This window comes from Pseudomonas sp. 22490 (assembly GCF_052044465.1).
In the GTDB taxonomy this organism is placed as follows: domain Bacteria; phylum Pseudomonadota; class Gammaproteobacteria; order Pseudomonadales; family Pseudomonadaceae; genus Pseudomonas; species Pseudomonas aeruginosa.
Genome location: NZ_JBQENS010000001.1, coordinates 105800 through 122572 on the forward strand (window position 1 = coordinate 105800; position 16773 = coordinate 122572).

14 protein-coding genes are annotated in these 16773 nt (G+C 64.6%); 7 read left to right on the forward strand and 7 right to left on the reverse strand.

Annotated features, from left to right (window positions below):
• Positions 1–15 precede the first annotated feature (15 nt).
• Positions 16–972, forward strand: coding sequence for a glycosyltransferase family protein (locus ACTJJX_RS00430; protein WP_003114548.1), 957 nt, complete (start codon positions 16–18; stop codon positions 970–972).
• 160 nt (positions 973–1132) lie between these two features.
• Positions 1133–2017, forward strand: a complete 885-nt coding sequence (gene wapR / locus ACTJJX_RS00435; RefSeq protein WP_003114547.1) for an alpha-1,3-rhamnosyltransferase — start codon at positions 1133–1135, stop codon at positions 2015–2017.
• A gap of 18 nt (positions 2018–2035) precedes the next feature.
• Here wapR and waaL read toward each other — a convergent pair whose 3' ends face one another.
• Both waaL and ACTJJX_RS00445 read right to left on the reverse strand, forming a co-directional pair.
• On the reverse strand, positions 2036–3241 hold the full coding sequence (gene waaL / locus ACTJJX_RS00440; protein ID WP_003123592.1) for an O-antigen ligase WaaL: 1206 nt from the start codon (positions 3239–3241) through the stop codon (positions 2036–2038).
• Between the two features lie 7 nt (positions 3242–3248).
• A complete protein-coding gene (locus tag ACTJJX_RS00445; RefSeq protein ID WP_003114545.1) occupies positions 3249–3899 on the reverse strand; it encodes a hypothetical protein in 651 nt (216 codons plus the stop codon).
• A gap of 107 nt (positions 3900–4006) precedes the next feature.
• On the opposite strand from ACTJJX_RS00445, the gene msbA reads away from it, so the two are divergent.
• Entirely contained in the window at positions 4007–5818 is a 1812-nt protein-coding gene (msbA, locus tag ACTJJX_RS00450; protein WP_003114544.1) for a lipid A export permease/ATP-binding protein MsbA, read from the forward strand.
• A 40-nt stretch (positions 5819–5858) separates the two neighbouring features.
• Entirely contained in the window at positions 5859–7280 is a 1422-nt protein-coding gene (gene hldE, locus ACTJJX_RS00455) for a bifunctional D-glycero-beta-D-manno-heptose-7-phosphate kinase/D-glycero-beta-D-manno-heptose 1-phosphate adenylyltransferase HldE (RefSeq protein WP_003161995.1), read from the forward strand.
• 54 nt (positions 7281–7334) lie between these two features.
• On the opposite strand, the gene asnB is transcribed toward hldE, so the two are convergent.
• On the reverse strand, positions 7335–9281 hold the full coding sequence (asnB, locus tag ACTJJX_RS00460; RefSeq protein ID WP_016253977.1) for an asparagine synthase (glutamine-hydrolyzing): 1947 nt from the start codon (positions 9279–9281) through the stop codon (positions 7335–7337).
• 469 nt (positions 9282–9750) lie between these two features.
• Between asnB and ACTJJX_RS00465 the strand changes: the two genes are divergently transcribed.
• Both ACTJJX_RS00465 and ACTJJX_RS00470 read left to right on the forward strand, forming a co-directional pair.
• Positions 9751–11040: an acyl-CoA dehydrogenase family protein gene (locus tag ACTJJX_RS00465; RefSeq protein ID WP_016852206.1), complete on the forward strand. Its 1290-nt coding sequence runs from the start codon at positions 9751–9753 to the stop codon at positions 11038–11040.
• Positions 11041–11088: 48 nt separating this feature from the next.
• Positions 11089–12297 (forward strand): acyl-CoA dehydrogenase family protein, encoded by a 1209-nt coding sequence (locus ACTJJX_RS00470; protein WP_003095742.1) that lies wholly within the window; start codon positions 11089–11091, stop codon positions 12295–12297.
• Positions 12298–12321: 24 nt separating this feature from the next.
• Here ACTJJX_RS00470 and ACTJJX_RS00475 read toward each other — a convergent pair whose 3' ends face one another.
• The 4 genes from ACTJJX_RS00475 to ACTJJX_RS00490 all read right to left on the reverse strand — a co-directional run bounded on the left by ACTJJX_RS00475 (position 12322) and on the right by ACTJJX_RS00490 (position 15788).
• Positions 12322–13242, reverse strand: a complete 921-nt coding sequence (locus tag ACTJJX_RS00475; protein ID WP_003114542.1) for a hypothetical protein — start codon at positions 13240–13242, stop codon at positions 12322–12324.
• Between the two features lie 168 nt (positions 13243–13410).
• Complete coding sequence (locus ACTJJX_RS00480) at positions 13411–14223, reverse strand: aldo/keto reductase (protein WP_003457491.1); 813 nt, start codon at positions 14221–14223, stop codon at positions 13411–13413.
• Entirely contained in the window at positions 14220–15395 is a 1176-nt protein-coding gene (locus ACTJJX_RS00485) for an NAD(P)/FAD-dependent oxidoreductase (protein ID WP_003109889.1), read from the reverse strand. The genes ACTJJX_RS00480 and ACTJJX_RS00485 overlap by 4 nt, the downstream gene beginning before the upstream one ends.
• 60 nt (positions 15396–15455) lie before the next feature.
• Positions 15456–15788 (reverse strand): DMT family transporter, encoded by a 333-nt coding sequence (locus tag ACTJJX_RS00490; protein ID WP_003095735.1) that lies wholly within the window; start codon positions 15786–15788, stop codon positions 15456–15458.
• Positions 15789–15872: 84 nt separating this feature from the next.
• On the opposite strand from ACTJJX_RS00490, the gene ACTJJX_RS00495 reads away from it, so the two are divergent.
• Positions 15873–16757, forward strand: coding sequence for a LysR family transcriptional regulator (locus ACTJJX_RS00495; protein ID WP_003109888.1), 885 nt, complete (start codon positions 15873–15875; stop codon positions 16755–16757).
• Positions 16758–16773: the final 16 nt, after the last annotated feature.

Here is a 16773-nt window from a genome sequence, read left to right on the forward strand (position 1 = left end):
GAGGATGAAGGTCTGATGAAAGTTCTGTTTCTGGTCCAGAAAGAGCAGCGCGCGATCCTGGATCGCCTGTACGACGGCATCGCTGCCCATTGCGAGTGCGATACCCGCTGGCTGAGCAGCGAGGAGCAGGCCGACCTGCGCGGCTACTTCCGCAAGCACGTGGATGTCTCGCGCTACGACCGCATCCTGTTCTTCCTCCGTTTCAAGAAGGAAATGCGCCAGGTCCGCTTCATCCGCAGCGTGCCCAACCTGGTGATCCTCGAGCACGATGCCTACCAGAACTACATTCCCTGCAAGTACACCGGCAAGTTCAGCGCCCATTACCGGCGCCTGCCCTGGGCACGGGTGATCAGTTCGGGCCATACGGTCAGCGAACGCCTGCGCCAGGAGGGATTCGACGCGGTATTCGTGCCCAAGGGCTACGACCAGACCCTGTTGCATGACCTGGGCCTGGCGCGCGATATCGAGCTGGGCTTCGTCGGCAGTACCGGCAGCGTGGCTTACAGTGGACGCAAGGCGCTGCTCGACGAGTTGGGCGGAGTGGAGAACCTGCTGGTGACCAAGACCAAGTCCGGCGAGGAGTACCTGCGCACGCTCAACCGCATCCGTTTCTTCGTCAGCGCGGATGTCGGCATGGGCGAATACATGATCAAGAATTTCGAGGCGATGGCCTGCGGTTGCGTACTGCTGGCCTACGACCAGGGCGAGCGGGAAAACGAGGCCTTGGGTTTCCGGGACATGGAGAATATCGTGCTGTATCGCTCGGTGGCGGACATCCAGGAAAAGCTCGCGATCCTGCGCCTCGATACGGCTCTCGCCGAGCGGATCGCGCGAAGCGGCCAGGCGCTGGCCATCGAACGATTCAGCTTCGCCGCTGTCGGTCAGAGTATCGTCGAGGCCATGCGGCCCGCGTTGCGCGAGCCGGAGCGTCCCGGATGGCTGGAGAAGACCTGGCGACGTATTTTTACCTGAGAGTAGCAGCCGAAAAGAGCTGGGGCTTCAGGCGTGTTTGCTATTGTTCAGCTTGTTTTTCCGGGCTGGGGGGAGGTGTAGGACCGATGAAGATCGCAGGATCGCTCATGCATGTCTGGCGCTTTGAATGGGGACGTGAAGGACAGGTAAGGTTGTAGTTATGGCGCTCGTCGATGATGGTTCGCAGCCATTGGTTTCCGTGATCATCGCTTCCTATAACCACGAAAAGTACATAGAAGCGAGCATCGCCAGCGTGGCTGCGCAGACATACCGCAACGTGGAACTGCTGGTGGTGGACGATGGTTCCAGCGATGGCAGCGTCGAGCTTTTGCGCGGGCTCCAGGCGAAGTACGGCTTCGACCTCAGGGTCCAGCAGAACCAGGGACTGTCGAGAACGCTCAACGAGGCGATCACCAGGGCCCGGGGAAATCTCATCGTGCCTTTCGGTTCGGACGACATCATGTTGCCGCAACGCCTGGAGAAACAGGTGGCACACATGTGGGACAAGCCCGAGGTAGGTATCTGCGCGGGCAATATCGAGATCATCGACTCCAATGGCCGGGTCATGCCGGGAAAGGAGCAGCGCAAACGCGACCTGCCTTTCCGCCGTCTCGACTTCGATGACCTGTTCCTGGACCGCAAGCCGGGCCCGATGGCGCCCACCCTGATGTTCCGGCGGGAAGCCCTGGAGAAGGTCGGCGGTTTCGATCCGGACATACGCCTGGAAGATGTCTATATCGAACTGGCGGTGACCAAGGCTGGCTACGTCATCGACATTCTTGGCGAGGTCCTCGCCCAGTACCGCAAGCATCCCACCAATACGTACAAGAACGCCCGTTTCATGGTGGACAACGTATTCAAGACGTACAGCCAGTTCAGCGATCACCCCGATTACGAGCAGGTGATCATGCGCTTCCGCAATTCGATGTTCCTCAAGTGCTCGAACCGGGACAAGGTACTGGCCCGGGAGCTGCTCTCCGGCTTGCCGCTGAAGTACTGGAACGAGAAGACCTTCCGTGGCATTGCGCGGCTGTTTTTCTCCTGATCGCTGATATCGCCGCACTCAAGGCGCGGCGATATCCTCACCGCGCCTGCTGGCGGCGAACCTTTGCTGGATCCACAGCGCATACAGCAGCGCCATGGGAATCCAGATCAGGAACCAGTGTTCCTTGGGACGGGGCAGGAAGGCGTTGCCCTCCGTGAGTCCGGCTGCCAGGCCGAACACCAGCCAGGTCGAGGCTAGCAGAACGGCTGGAGACTTCCGGTTTTTCCAGGAGAAGCCGAAGGCCAGTGCGTAGATCGCTACCCACAGCAGGAGCCCGATGATCCCTCCAGCGAAAAGCACACCCAGTTCGATGTTGTGCGGATCGGCGAGCAGCATGCCGTTGCTCAGGACGATTCGCATCGGATGATCGTAGCCGTGTCCGAGCCATGGATGCTCGCTGATCTGGCGTAGGGCGTCGGCCCAGATTTCCGGGCGGAACGATGCCCCTCTCTGGGTGATCACTTCCGGGTACAGGATGTAGCCCAGTAGCGCTCCAGCCAGGGCGAGTGCCAGGGCGATGAGGGCTTTTTTCCTGTCTCCGGCCAGGACCAGCCACATAAGGGCCGCTGTGAGCCCTACCAGGGGAGTACGTGAACCGGTCGCGATGAGAAGGCCACCGAGCAGCGCCAGAGATATCAGTGGCAAGGGGGCCAGGATGGGGCGGGATTGCATCCAATAGGCCAGCCAGAGTGCCGTGAAGGCGCCATAGACATGGGCGCTCAGTAATGGGTTATAGAGAGCGCCATAACCGGTAAGGCGCAGCGGGTTGGCGTCCCAGTAGTATTGCAGCAAGGTGGCTGCCGCGGAGATCACCGCGCCAAGGGCTGCCAGCCAGGTCGCGGTCTTGAGGCGGAGGGGAGCTTCGAGCGCCAGGATGGCGGCGCAGAAGAACAGGAGGGCGATGTACAGGGGGCGCTTGAGCAGCGAGCCGGTGGAGTTCTCGGGGGTCGACCAGGACAGGCTCAGCATCATGTAGCTGCTGAAGGCGAGGAAGGCGATGAACAGCGGCGAGCCCGTTAGCGGGCGAAGCAGACGCGGTTGCAGTATCACGTACAGCAGCGTCGGTGCAGCCAGCAAGATATAGAAAAGCCGGTGATAGTCGGAACGGTCGCCGACCCAGAACATTCCGGTGAGCAGGGCCAGCCAGCCCAGCGGCAGGATCCAGTGGCTGAGGATGCGGCTGGTATCGTGACGAAGACGGGTCAGTCGGGTAGCTGCGAACATTCCTTGCTCAATCCAGTTGCAGTTGCTTGAGGAGCTGCTCGAGTGTCCAGTGGACCTGGCTGCTGCGGAGATAGGCCTTGAGCACCAGGTGCTCGCTGTCGTCGAGGAACCAGGTTCGATCCTGTTCGTAGCGCAGCAGGTGCTTGAAATTGCGAATGCGCTGGGCGGCGCTGAGCGCCGAGCGCTGGACCCGCAGGTCGGCGATGTCGATCAGGCCCATCCGGCCTTCCGGCGTGCGCACCACGTTGCCCAGGTGCAGCGAGCGGAAGTACACCCCCTTGGCGTGCAGCGCGGCGATCAGCTCGCCCAGTTGCGTCCGGACTGCGTCGCCGCACTCCGGGTCGTTGCGGTCGAGTTGGCGGAGGGTCTGCCCCGGTAGCGGCTCGTAGTGCACCGCGTCGCGCTGGATATGTGGGATCCGCAATACGTCCAGCACCTTCGGGCAAACGATGCCGCGCCGCGCCAGTTCGCTGGCGTTGCGGGCGAAGCGCTCCGCATAGGGGAACAGGGCTGCGGAGGAAATCAGGCGCTTGCGGCGAAACAGTTTGAGGAAGGACCCGTCGCGCAGACGCAGAACCTTGTCCCCATGACCATCGGCTTCCAGCACTTCTGCGTTGTCACGCAACTGCAAGTAGGAGGGGTAGTCTATGACTCGCATGCGAGCTCCTGAACGAACGGCCCGCCATCTTACCCCAACACGCCTTCCAGGCGGAGTGATGGAGGTCCTGTGCTACACTCCGGGACCTTTTCAGCATGTAAGAAACCATGAGCGATAGTCCTCAGAATCCCGGACCTTCCAGTCTCAAGATCTATTTCCGCCTGTTGGGTTACGTAAAGCCCTACATCGGAATGTTCCTACTCAGCATCGTCGGTTTCCTGATCTTCGCCTCGACCCAGCCGATGCTGGCGGGCATCCTCAAGTATTTCGTCGACGGCCTCTCCAATCCTGACGCGGCATTGTTTCCGAATGTGCAGTGGCCCTGGTTGCGCGACCTGCACCTGGTCTACGCGGTGCCGTTGCTGATCATCCTGATCGCTGCCTGGCAGGGGCTGGGCTCGTTCCTCGGCAACTTCTTCCTGGCCAAGGTTTCCCTGGGGCTGGTGCATGACCTGCGGGTCGCCCTGTTCAACAAGCTGCTGGTGCTGCCGAACCGCTATTTCGACACGCACAGCTCCGGCCACCTGATCTCGCGCATCACCTTCAACGTGACCATGGTCACCGGAGCGGCCACGGATGCCATCAAGGTGGTGATCCGTGAGGGCCTGACCGTGGTCTTCCTGTTCCTCTACCTGCTGTGGATGAACTGGAAGCTGACCCTGGTGATGCTGGCGATCCTGCCGGTCATCGCGGTGATGGTGACTACCGCCAGCCGCAAGTTCCGCAAGCAGAGCAAGAAGATCCAGGTGGCCATGGGCGACGTCACCCACGTCGCCTCGGAAACCATCCAGGGCTACCGGGTAGTGCGCAGCTTCGGCGGCGAAGCCTATGAAGAGAAGCGCTTCCTCGACGCCAGCCAGAGCAATACCGACAAGCAGTTGCGGATGACCAAGACCGGCGCGGTCTACACGCCGATGCTGCAATTGGTGATCTACGTCGCCATGGCGATACTGATGTTCCTCGTGTTGTGGCTGCGCGGGGACGCCTCGGCCGGCGACCTGGTGGCCTATATCACCGCGGCGGGCCTGTTGCCCAAGCCGATCCGCCAGCTTTCCGAGGTCAGTTCCACGGTCCAGCGCGGCGTCGCCGGCGCCGAGAGCATCTTCGAGCAGCTCGACGAAGCGGCGGAGGAAGACCAGGGTACCGTCGAGAAGGAGCGGGTCAGCGGGCGCCTGGAAGTGCGCAACCTGAGCTTCCGTTATCCCGGAACCGACAAGCAGGTGCTGGATGACATCAGTTTCATCGCCGAGCCCGGGCAGATGATCGCCCTGGTCGGCCGTTCCGGTAGCGGCAAATCGACCCTGGCCAACCTGGTTCCGCGCTTTTACCAGCACAATGACGGCAAGATCCTCCTTGATGGCGTTGAAGTCGAGGATTATCGCCTGCGCAACCTGCGCCGCCACATCGCCCTGGTGACCCAGCAGGTCACGCTGTTCAACGACAGCGTGGCCAACAACATCGCCTACGGCGACCTGGCTGGCGCGCCGCGCGAGGAAATCGAGCGGGCGGCGAAGGCTGCCAACGCCAAGGAGTTCATCGACAACCTGCCGCAAGGCTTCGACACCGAGGTCGGCGAGAATGGCGTGCTGCTTTCCGGCGGCCAGCGCCAGCGTCTGGCGATCGCCCGGGCGCTGCTCAAGGACGCGCCCCTGCTGATCCTCGACGAGGCGACCTCGGCGCTGGACACCGAGTCGGAGCGGCATATCCAGGCGGCGCTGGACGAAGTGATGAAGGGGCGCACCACCCTGGTGATCGCCCACCGCCTGTCGACCATCGAGAAGGCCGACCTGATCCTGGTGATGGACCAGGGGCAGATCGTCGAGCGCGGCAGCCACGCCGAGCTGCTGGCGCAGAACGGCCATTATGCGCGGCTGCACGCGATGGGACTGGATGAGCAGGCGCCGGCGCCTGTCGGCTGATAAACTGGGCGTCTGCCCCGAGAGGTTGTTTGGAGTTCCCATGAAGTTGTCCATGCCCCGTTTCGACCAGGCCCCGGTGTTGGTGGTCGGTGATGTGATGCTCGACCGCTACTGGCATGGCGCGACTTCGCGCATTTCGCCGGAGGCCCCGGTGCCGGTGGTCCGCGTCGAACAGCACGAGGACCGCCCCGGCGGCGCCGCCAACGTCGCGCTGAACATCGCCGCGCTGGGCGCGCAGGCCTTGCTGGTCGGCGTCACCGGCCGCGACGAGGCCGCCGACAGCCTGGCCAACAGCCTCAAGGCCGCTGGAGTGGACGCGCGCTTCCAGCGCATCGATAGCCAGCCGACCATCGTCAAGCTGCGGGTCATGAGTCGCCACCAGCAACTGCTGCGGGTCGACTTCGAGGAACCGTTCCGCACCGACGCGGCGGCCCTGGCCGTGGACGTCGAGTCGCTGCTGGCCAAGGTCAAGGTGCTGGTGCTGTCCGACTACGGCAAGGGCGCGCTACAGAACCACCAGGTGCTGATCCAGGCGGCGCGGGCGCGCAACATTCCGGTACTGGCCGATCCCAAGGGCAAGGACTTCGCCATCTATCGCGGCGCCAGCCTGATCACCCCGAACCTGTCCGAATTCGAGACCATCGTCGGCCGTTGCGCCGACGAAGCCGAACTGGTCGCCAAGGGCCAGGCGCTGATGAGCGAACTCGACCTCGGTGCCTTGCTGGTGACCCGCGGCGAGCATGGCATGACCCTGCTCCGCCATGGCCAGCCGGCCCTGCACCTGCCGGCGCGGGCGCGGGAAGTGTTCGACGTCACCGGTGCCGGCGATACGGTCATCTCCACCCTGGCCGCGGCGCTTGCCGCCGGCGAGGAGCTGCCTTCCGCGGTGGGTCTGGCCAACCTGGCCGCCGGCATCGTGGTCGGCAAGCTGGGTACCGCGGCGATCAGCGCGCCCGAACTGCGTCGCGCGGTGCAGCGCGAGCAGGGTTCCGAGCGTGGCGTGCTGGGCCTGGAGCAATTGCTGTTGGCAATCGAAGACGCCCGCGCCCACGGCGAGAAGATCGTCTTCACCAATGGCTGCTTCGACATCCTTCACGCCGGCCACGTGACCTACCTCGAACAGGCGCGCGCCCAGGGCGACCGCCTGATCGTCGGGGTCAACGACGACGCCTCGGTCACTCGCCTGAAGGGCGTTGGCCGGCCGATCAACTCGGTGGACCGGCGCATGGCGGTACTCGCCGGGCTCGGCGCGGTGGACTGGGTGGTGAGCTTCGCCGAAGACACTCCCGAGCGCCTGCTCGAGCAGGTGCGTCCGGACGTGCTGGTCAAGGGCGGCGATTACGGCGTCGAGCAGGTGGTCGGCGCGCAGATCGTCAGGGCCTACGGCGGCGAGGTACGGGTGCTCGGCCTAGTGGAGAACAGCTCCACCACCGCCATCGTCGAGAAGATCCGCCAGCGCTGATTCCCGTTAGCAGGTTCTTCCCGCTTCACGCCGACCCCTGGCCCTGTGGCTGGATCATTGATGTTCCAGCCAAGCCTGGAACATCAATACATTCCAGAGCGGGCCTTGCCAGTTTCTTTTTCCGCTGAGATGCTCCTGCCAGGCTCGCCGAATCGGCTCCGGGCGCAGGTAGCCCTCGCGTCTCAAGCGTTCCTCAGCCAGGAGGCTTTCGGCCCACTCCCGCAACGGTCCCCGCAGCCAGGTGTCCAGAGGGATGGCGAATCCCATCTTGGGACGCTCGATCAGTTCCCGGGGAACGTGCTGGTAAAGAACCTGGCGCAGCAACCACTTGCCGTCGTTATTTCTGATCTTCAGGTTCAGTGGCATTTTCCAGGCGAGTTCGACCACGCGATGATCGAGGAGCGGGACGCGGGTTTCCAGGCTAGTGGCCATTGCGGCGCGGTCGACCTTCGCCAGTATGTCATCGGCCAGGTAGGTCCGGGTATCCATGGCCATCATCCATTGTTCGAAGCTTTCCATCTCGGGGAGGCTGTCAAGATTCCAAAAGACGGAAGCCGATTCCTCGCTGCCGATGACGAGGTTCGTAGGCTTCTTCCAGTGGCTGACCAGATCCTTGTAGAAGTCCTCTTCACTGGAAAACGCCATGAGACCGGCGAGCTTCTGAAGCTTGTCTCCTGGTGTGCGCAAACGGTACTTCGAGGGTAGCAAGGGGCTTGCGAGAGAGAACAGGCTGTCCCACATCGCCGGTGGCAGAGCGCTCAGCAGTTTTGCGAGCGTCATCCTGGCAACCAGTGGAAGCTGTTGCAACCTGTTCCATGCCTGGCATGCCGTGAGATAGCGATTGTAGCCGGCAAACAGTTCATCGCCACCATCGCCGGTGAGAGCGACCGTTACGGATTGCTTGGCCAGGCGACTGATCAGGTAGGTCGGTATCTGTGAGCTATCGGCGAAGGGCTCGCAGTAGATGCCGGGAAGACACGGCACCACCGCGAGTGCGTCTTCGGCCCTGACGTAAAGCTCGGTGTGCTGGGTGCCGAGATGCTGGGCGACAGCCTTGGCGTGTTCCGCTTCGTTGTAGCCGGGCTCGTCGAAGCCAATGGTGAACGTCTGTACGGGCCGGGAATGCCGAGCCTGCATAAGGGCCACGATTGTGCTGCTGTCGACGCCACCGCTAAGGAAGGCGCCAAGAGGTACGTCACTGAGCATTTGCGAAGTAACGCTGGCGGACAGTTGCCGGTGCAGGGCATCCACGGCCTCTGAGTCACTTCCCTGGAATGGCTGATGGATCCCTTGTGCGATGACCTTGCTCAGAGACCAGTAGGGGAGCGGATCCATGAGTTCACCTGGCGTAGCATTAGCCAGGTTCAATTGAATGTAATGCCCGGGCGGAAGTTTTTTTATACCTTTGTAGATGCTGTTGGGAGTGGGGCAATATCCAAAACGTAGAAATGCTGCAAGGCTGTCTCTGTCGATCTCTTTTTGGAACTCTGGGTGTACGGTCAGAGACTTTAACTCGGAGGAAAACAGGAAACAGTTTCCCTGCCACCCATAATATAAAGGTTTTTCTCCTAGCCGGTCACGAATGAGGAAGATTTTACTCGTTTCTTTATCGAAAAGTGCGAGGGAAAACATGCCAGTGATATTGGATAGGGTTTTCTCCATACCCCAGACGGAGAAGCAGGCAAGCAGCGTCTCGGTGTCGGAATGCCCCCTCCAGGGATGCGGTCCGAGCAGGGCACGGAGTGCCAGATGATTGTAGATCTCCCCATTGAAGACTATGACGTACCGTCCGCATGCAGACGGCATGGGCTGATGTCCGGCCGTCGACAGGTCCTGTATGGCCAGGCGGCGGTGGCCGAGCGCCAGGCCGATGGAATGATCCAACCAATATCCTTTGTCATCGGGGCCACGATGAATGATCTTGTCCGTCATCTGGCCAATGATCTGTACCATTTGGGTCTTTTCAGTGTGTCTTTGGATAAATCCACTGATACCGCACATTTTCTTTACTCGTCGACGGGAATGGCTTGGGGATGACGCGGGAGGGGGATGGCAAGAAGTGGGATTGTATTTAAAGGTTTTACTTAGGGAAGAGGATAAGCCTGCAGTAATTTCATGCTTTTAAAGAAAATACCTACCGATTGGTTTTGGTTTCGGCGGGTGGGATACCTCAGGTGACCGATATTCGTGATTATCCTTGCCCAATCTGAGAATTAAATGCCGTGGTCGTCGGGCAAGTCATCTTCAAAGCTTTAAAGAGTGTTAAGAAGTGTAAAGTCAGCGCGCGCCTTTCTGCTTTCCCTGAGTTTCCACGGCTAGAATCCGCTGTTCTGAGGGATGGGTTCCGGCAGAATGCCGACCTATCCGGGCAGGTGACTGGCTGGTCTGACAAGTTTTCCCGGCGAGACGGTCATAGGCGCTGCCCATGCGGCGGCGCATGATCCGGGCATCCCATCCTGCGTGGAGCAAGATGCCCATGAGCACCGATGTACAGGGCCGTGCCCTGGCTGTACTGAACCGTGTCGCCCAGGCCGACTGGCCGGATCGCTTCAATCTTCGCAAACCCTTCGAGAAGTTGCTCTACAGCGGCAGCCGTACCGGCTTCCGCCTGGCCAGCGAGCGTTCGGCGAAGCAAGCGAAGGGACCGCGCAAGGCCGATCCGGACGGGTTGTTCGACCTGTCGTTCACCGACGACCAGCAGATGCTGGTGGACATGCTCGAAGGCTTCGCCCTGGAGGTGTTGCGTCCGCTGGCTCATGACGCGGATGCCGAGGCCAGCCTGCCGGCGGAACTGCTCAACCAGGCGCTGGAGCTGGGCCTGACCCACTATGGGGTCGGCGAGGTGCACGGCGGCATGGCCGGTGAGCGCACCACGGTGACCACTGCCCTTATCGCCGAGGCCCTGGCCAAGGGCGACCTGACGCTGGCGGCGGCCCTGCTGGTGCCGTTGTCGGCGGCCAACTGCATCCGCCGCTGGGGCAGCCCCTCGCAGCAGGCGCAGTGGCTGCCGGCGTTCGTCAGCGAAGAGGGGGCGCCGCTCACCGCCATCGCGGTCAACGAGCCGAGTCTGCTGTTCGACCCGCAGAAACTGGCGACCCGCGCCCGGCGCAAGGGCAGTCACTACCTGCTTTCCGGAGAGAAATGCCTGGTCCTGCGCGGCCTGGAGGCCAGCCGCCTGATCGTCGCGGCGAAGACCGACGAGGGGCCTGCGCTGTTCCTGGTGGAAGCCTCCGCCAAGGGCGTCGAGCGACGTGCCGAGCCGGCGATGGGACTGAAGGCCGGCGGCACCGCCCGGTTGCGCCTGAAGAGCGTCAAGGTGCCGGCGGACAACCGCCTGGCCGCCGAGCATTTCGACTACCGGGCCTTCCTCGATCACGCGTCCCTGGCCTGGTGTGCCCTGGCGCTGGGCACCGGACAGGCGGCGCTGGACTACGTGATCGCCTACTGCAACGAGCGTGAGGCCTTCGGCGAGCCGATCAGCCATCGCCAGGGGGTCGCCTTCATGGTCGCCGACATCGCCATCGAACTGGACGCCATGCGCCTGATGGTCTGGCGCGCCTGCGCCCTGGCCGAGCGCGGCCAGCCGTTCCAGCGCGAGGCTTACCTGGCGCGCCTGCTGTGCGCCGAGAAGGCGATGAAGATCGGCACCGACGCGGTGCAGCTGCTCGGTGGCCACGGCTTCACCAAGGAGCATCCGGCCGAGCGCTGGTACCGCGACCTGCGCGCGGTAGCGCTGATGGCCGGCGGCCTGCACCTGTGAACCCGAGCGAGGGCGCGGCCCGCCGCGACGAGTGAACGAGGAACCGACATGTACCTGGAAACCCCGAAGAAATTCCGCAGTCTGGCCAACCAGGCGCATCAGGTCGCGGAAAACTATTTCCGGCCGATCTCGCGCAAGTACGACAAGGCCGAACACGCCTATCCGAAGGAGCTGGACCTGCTCGCGGCCTTGCTGGACGGCATGAACAGCGGCTCGCCCGAGGCTGTCGGTGCGACCTCGGCGAGCAAGCGCGCCGGCAAGCAGGTAGAGGAGGGCATCAAGAACGGCGGCAACCTGTCGGCGTTGCTCGGCGTGATGGAACTGTGCTGGGGCGACGTCGGCCTGCTCCTGGCCATGCCGCGCCAGGGGCTGGGCAACGCGGCGATCGCCGCGGTGGCCAACGAGGAGCAGTTGCAGCGCTTCGGCGGCACCTGGGCGGCAATGGCGATCACCGAGCCGGGCTGCGGCTCGGACTCGGCGGCGATCCGCACCACCGCGACCCAGGATGGCGACCACTATGTACTGAACGGCGAGAAGATTTTCGTCACTTCCGGCGAGCGGGCCGATGCCGTGGTGGTCTGGGCCACCCTGAACCGCAACCTGGGGCGGGCGGCGATCAAGTCCTTCGTGGTCGAGAAGGGCACGCCGGGGATGACCGTGACGCGCCTGGAGAAGAAGCTCGGGATCAAGGCTTCGGATACCGCTTCGATCAGTTTCAATGATTGCCGGGTGCCGGCCGCGAACCTGCTGGGCAACGCCGAGGTCGACGTGCAGAAGGGTTTCGCCGGGGTCATGGAGACCTTCGACAATACCCGCCCGCTGGTGGCCGGCATGGCTGTCGGGGTGGCCAAGGCGGCGCTGGACCGGACCCGCGAATTGCTGAAGAAGGCTGGCTGCAAGTTCGACTACAGGAAGCCGCTGCTCACCGTCAGCCACGCCGAGGCCACTCTCTATCGCCTGGAGGCGGAGTGGGAGGCAGCGCGCCTGTTGACCCTGAAGGCGGCATGGATGGCCGACAACAAGCTGCCCAACTCGAAGGAAGCGTCCATCGCCAAGGCCAAGGCTGGACGGGTGGCCAACGAGATCACCCTGAAGTGCGTGGAGCTGGCCGGCGCCCTCGGCTACGCCGAGGATGAGCTGTTGGAGAAGTGGGCGCGGGACTCGAAGATCCTCGACATCTTCGAGGGCACCCAGCAGATCCAGCTGCTCATCGTCGCTCGCCGCCTGCTCGGCAAGTCTTCCAGCCAGTTGAAGTAGAAAGGGCGGCAAAGCCCGCCCGGTTCAGGCGCTGGCGCGGTCGCGCCCACCGCCGGCCTGGTCGCCGTTGCTGGATGGCCACAGTGCCAGCCAGTCGCGGAAACGGATGCGTTCCTCATGCACCAGCCAGCCGTCCTGTACGGCAAAGCTCTCGGCCAACCACAGGCCGCGGGTGGCCGCAGGGCGCAACTGGCCCTTGCGCAGGGTGAACAGGTCGCCGGTGGGGCGCCCCTGGTCCAGCGGCAGCAGGTAGAGATCGGGGCGCCGACGGTCCAGACGCGCCACCAGCGGACCGCTCTCGAGCCGCTCGTCGACATGGTAGAGGCTCGGCTCGCGCGCATCGCGCGGCAGCTCCAGGCGCATGTCGTAGACCAGTTGCAGCGAGGCCGTGGGCAGGTGTACGTAGGCGCGTGGGCGCTCCAGCAAGCGCAGGCTGCCGGCTTGCACCGGACGGGCGGCGCCGGACAGCGGGGTGAGGACGAAGTGGCTGTTCTCCCGGTAGCGCAGCGAACCCTGGTAGGGCGTCGGCAGCCAGGTGTCGCCGAAGCGCCCGCCGAGCCAGCCGCCGGCGGTCTCCACCAGGCATTCCTCGGCGACTTCCTGGATCGCCGTGAGCAGCGGCAGGTTCAGTTCGTGGGCCGGTACGTAGCCGGAGATCAGCTTGAGCACGGTATCGCCGCGGTCCAGCCGGCGCTGACGGACCAGCACCCAGTAGTCGCGGCCCTGCCAGTTCAGGGTCAAGCGCACCGAGACCCCCAGGTTGGCCAGCTCGGCGACGAAGCGCTGCGGGTCGGCTACCTCCATGCGGCGGCGGCGTACGAGCATCTGCTGGAAGTTCAGCGGCAGGCCGAGGGCCTGGTAGACCAGCCCGTCCGGGGAGGCCTCCACCAGCAGCGGCAGGGTCTTGAAGGCGGACGGATCCTTGCGGGCGAGCATACGGGGCATACGGGGCTCCTTGTCGGGTCATCGCGCCGGGGCGGGACGGAGGCTCACGTTCGATGCACCGGCCACCGGAGGCGAGGGCGGCAGGCAGGATACGGCTCGTTCGGGAGGAACATGGCAGCGGAATGCACCGCGGGTGTCAACCCGCGGATGTTGCAGCCGATGTATGGTTCAGGCCTTTTTCAGGGCTTGCGCGGCCATCGCGACATTATGGGCCAGGTGCAGCGGATTGATGGTGCCGACGATGGCGGCGGCGACGCCCGGCTGGTCGAAGACCAGTTCGAAGCTGGCACGCACCGGGTCCTGTCCGGCGCCCAGGCAGGCATGCCCGCTGGCCAGCGCCTTCTTCACCAGGATGCCCTTGGCATGGGCCGCGGCGTACTCGATGACCGGGCGCTCGGCGCGCTCGTTCAGGTTGTAGGTGACCATCGCGCAATCGCCCTCGCGCAGGGCGCGCAGGCCACCTTCGACGGTCTTGCCGGAGAGTCCGTAGGCGCCGATCAGGCCCTCGCGCTTGAGCGCGGCGAGAGTCGGGTAGACCTCGCTGTTCTCGAGGATATCCAGGTCGTTGCCATCGGAATGCACCAGCACCAGCTCGATCCGCTCGGTCTCCAGGCGCTTCAGGCTGCGTTCGACGGAGCGCCGGGTATGCGCGGCGGAGAAGTCGAAGACTGACTGGCCGTCGACGAACTCTTCGCCGACCTTGCTGACGATCACCCAATGTTCGCGCTGGCCGCGCAGCAGCGGGCCGAGGCGTTCCTCGCTGCGGCCGTAGGCCGGGGCGGTGTCGATCAGGTTGATGCCGAGGTCGCGGGCCAGGGCCAGCAGGTCGGCGGCTTCGCGGTCGTCGGGGATGGTGAAGCCGGAAGGGTACTTCACTCCCTGGTCGCGGCCGAACTTGACGGTGCCCAGGCCCAGCGGCGAAACGGCCAGGCCGGTGTCGCCCAGCGGGCGGTGCAGGTCGTGGAGGGTATCCCTGATCATGCGAAGGCTACCTCCCAGGCCGGTTCGGCGAGCGGCGGACGCGGCAGTTGCGGCAGCGCGGCATGTTCGCTGGGGCGGATGCCGTCTTCTTCCAGGCGGGCGCAGACCCGGTCGGCGAAGTCAGGGGCCAGCGCCAGCTTGGTCGGCCAGCCGACCAGCAGGCGTCCCTGTTCGGCGAGGAAGGCGTTGTCCGGACGCAACAGGTTGGACTGTGCCGGCTCGGCGCGATCCACCCGCAAGGTGGCCCACTGCGCCTGGCCGAGGTCGATCCAGGGCAGCAGCTTTGCCAGTTCGCGACGCGCTTCGGCGATCTGCGCGGCTTCGTCGCGGGCCACGCCATCGGCTTCGGCGATGTCGCCGCCGAGGTACCAGACCGACTGGCCGTCGCGGGTCGGATGGGTGGTCACGGTGATCCGTGGCTTCGGTCCTGCCCCCAGGCAGTGGGCGTACAGCGGTTTCAGGGTCGCCGCCTTGACCATCACCATGTGCAGCGGCCGCCGCTGCATGGCCGGTTGTTCCAGGCCCAGTTCGCGGAGCAGCGCCTCGTTGCCGGCACCGGCACTGAGCACCACGCGCTGGGCACGGATCTCCCGGCCGTCGACGCACAGGCCGGCCAGTTCCCGGCCTTCGCGCAGCGGTTCGATGCGTTCGCCGGCGAGCAGGCTGTCGCCGGCCAGTTCCGCCAGGCGGCGAATCAGGTCGGGGACGTCGAAGACGATTTCCGTGAGGCGGTAGGCCTTGCCCTTGAACCCCTTGTCGCGCAGCGCCGGAGGCAAATCCTCGCCCTTGGCCTGCTCGACCCGGCTGCGCACCGCCTTGCTGGCGAAGAAGCTGGTAAGGCTGCCGGCCAGGCCGCCCGGCGACCACAGGTAGTGCGCCTCGGAAAGCAGGCGCACGCCCCGCAGGTCGAGTTCGCCGTCGCTGCCGAGACAGGCGCGCCAGCGCCGCGGCATGTCGGCGATGGCTTCGGAGGCGCCGGTCAGGGCACCATGCAGGGCGTACTTGGCGCCGCCGTGGATGATCCCCTGCGACTTCACGCTCTGTCCGCCGCCGAGGCTGGCGCTTTCCACCAGCACGGTGGCGTAGCCGGCCCGGCGCAAGCGGGCGTTCAGCCAGAGGCCGGCGATACCGCCGCCAACGATGAGGATGTCGGTGGAAAGGGCTTGGGGCATGGGGCTGCCTTATCGGGAACGGAAAGGGCGCAGTATACAACCTGCGCCCGCGACGGTCGTTCAGTGCCCCGAAGCGCGGGAGAACAACTGGATCACCAGCACGCCGGCGATGATCAGGCCGATGCCGAGGAGGGCGGCGGGGTCCAGGCGCTGGCCGTAGACGAACATCGCCACCAGGCTGACCAGGACGATGCCCAGTCCGGACCAGATGGCGTAGACCACGCCGACCGGCAGGGTGCGCATGACCAGCACGAGCATGCTGAAGGCGAGCACGTAGCCGCCCACCACCAGCAGCAGCGGCAGTGGCTTGCTGAATCCGGCGACGGCTTTCAGCGAGGTGGTGGCGACCACTTCGGCGGCGATGGCGATGGCGAGGTAGAGATAGTTGGTCATGGCGGGGTCCTCCGGAAACTGCGGCCATTCTAGGGAGCCGGCGGATGGGATAAAGTCGTTACCTATCTTTATTGGAGATAGGTTATGCAGTGGAACCTGGAGCAGATCCGCCTGTTCGTCAGCGTCGCCGAGCGCCAGTCGTTCTCTGCCGCCGCCCGCGAACTGAAGCGGGTGCAATCGGCGGTGAGCAACGGCATCGCGCTGCTGGAGGCGGACCTCGGCGTCACCCTGTTCGAACGCAGCAGCGGACGCCAGCCGCGCCTGACCGACGAGGGCCGGGTGCTGCTGGCGGAGGCGCGCGAGGTGCTGCGCCAGTGCGAGCGCCTGCAGGGGCGCGCGCTGGGGCTGGCGCGCGGCGAGGAGCCGCGGCTGCGCCTGGCCCAAGACGAGGCGATGCCCTACCAGCCGGTGCTGGACAGCCTGGAAGCGCTGGCGCAGCGCTTTCCCAGTCTGGAGGTGCAGGTGTCCAGCGGCGGCCAGGGTGACGTCACCCGTCGTTTGCTCGAGGAGCAGGCTGACCTCGGCCTGCTGTTCCACCATGAGCGCATGCCTGAGTCGCTGGAGCGGCGGCGCCTCGGCAGCGTCGAGATGGTCACGGTGTGCGGTGCCGGCCACCCGCTGGCCGGGCTGCAACGGGTCAGTCGCCGCGAGCTGGCACAGCACCGGCAACTTTTGATCGTGCCCCAGCAGAGCGGCTATCCGGGCGGCGAGCAGATCAGCCCGCAGGTCTGGCGGCTGGACAGCTTCTATTCCATGGCCGAGCTGCTGATGCGCAACCTCGGCTGGGCCTGGCTACCGCGGCACGTGGTGCAGTATCCCACCTACGACCGGCTGATGGTGGAGCTGACCAGCGACTGGACGCCGCCGTCGCTGGTGGTCGAACTGGTCTGGCGGCGCAACGAGGTGCTCGGCCCGGCGGCGGCCTGGCTCGGCGAAACCTTCACCCGCCACCTGCGCGCCATCGGCTGAGCCGGTCGGCGGGAGT

What these genes read in the sequence shown, in the direction of transcription:
- ACTJJX_RS00430 (WP_003114548.1), top strand. Translation starts at nt 16, where the DNA reads ATGAAAGTTCTGTTTCTGGTCCAGAAAGAGCAGCGCGCGATCCTGGAT.
- wapR (WP_003114547.1), top strand. Translation starts at nt 1,133, where the DNA reads ATGGCGCTCGTCGATGATGGTTCGCAGCCATTGGTTTCCGTGATCATC.
- waaL (WP_003123592.1), bottom strand. Translation starts at nt 3,241, where the DNA reads ATGTTCGCAGCTACCCGACTGACCCGTCTTCGTCACGATACCAGCCGC.
- ACTJJX_RS00445 (WP_003114545.1), bottom strand. Translation starts at nt 3,899, where the DNA reads ATGCGAGTCATAGACTACCCCTCCTACTTGCAGTTGCGTGACAACGCA.
- msbA (WP_003114544.1), top strand. Translation starts at nt 4,007, where the DNA reads ATGAGCGATAGTCCTCAGAATCCCGGACCTTCCAGTCTCAAGATCTAT.
- hldE (WP_003161995.1), top strand. Translation starts at nt 5,859, where the DNA reads ATGAAGTTGTCCATGCCCCGTTTCGACCAGGCCCCGGTGTTGGTGGTC.
- asnB (WP_016253977.1), bottom strand. Translation starts at nt 9,281, where the DNA reads ATGTGCGGTATCAGTGGATTTATCCAAAGACACACTGAAAAGACCCAA.
- ACTJJX_RS00465 (WP_016852206.1), top strand. Translation starts at nt 9,751, where the DNA reads ATGCCCATGAGCACCGATGTACAGGGCCGTGCCCTGGCTGTACTGAAC.
- ACTJJX_RS00470 (WP_003095742.1), top strand. Translation starts at nt 11,089, where the DNA reads ATGTACCTGGAAACCCCGAAGAAATTCCGCAGTCTGGCCAACCAGGCG.
- ACTJJX_RS00475 (WP_003114542.1), bottom strand. Translation starts at nt 13,242, where the DNA reads ATGCCCCGTATGCTCGCCCGCAAGGATCCGTCCGCCTTCAAGACCCTG.
- ACTJJX_RS00480 (WP_003457491.1), bottom strand. Translation starts at nt 14,223, where the DNA reads ATGATCAGGGATACCCTCCACGACCTGCACCGCCCGCTGGGCGACACC.
- ACTJJX_RS00485 (WP_003109889.1), bottom strand. Translation starts at nt 15,395, where the DNA reads ATGCCCCAAGCCCTTTCCACCGACATCCTCATCGTTGGCGGCGGTATC.
- ACTJJX_RS00490 (WP_003095735.1), bottom strand. Translation starts at nt 15,788, where the DNA reads ATGACCAACTATCTCTACCTCGCCATCGCCATCGCCGCCGAAGTGGTC.
- ACTJJX_RS00495 (WP_003109888.1), top strand. Translation starts at nt 15,873, where the DNA reads ATGCAGTGGAACCTGGAGCAGATCCGCCTGTTCGTCAGCGTCGCCGAG.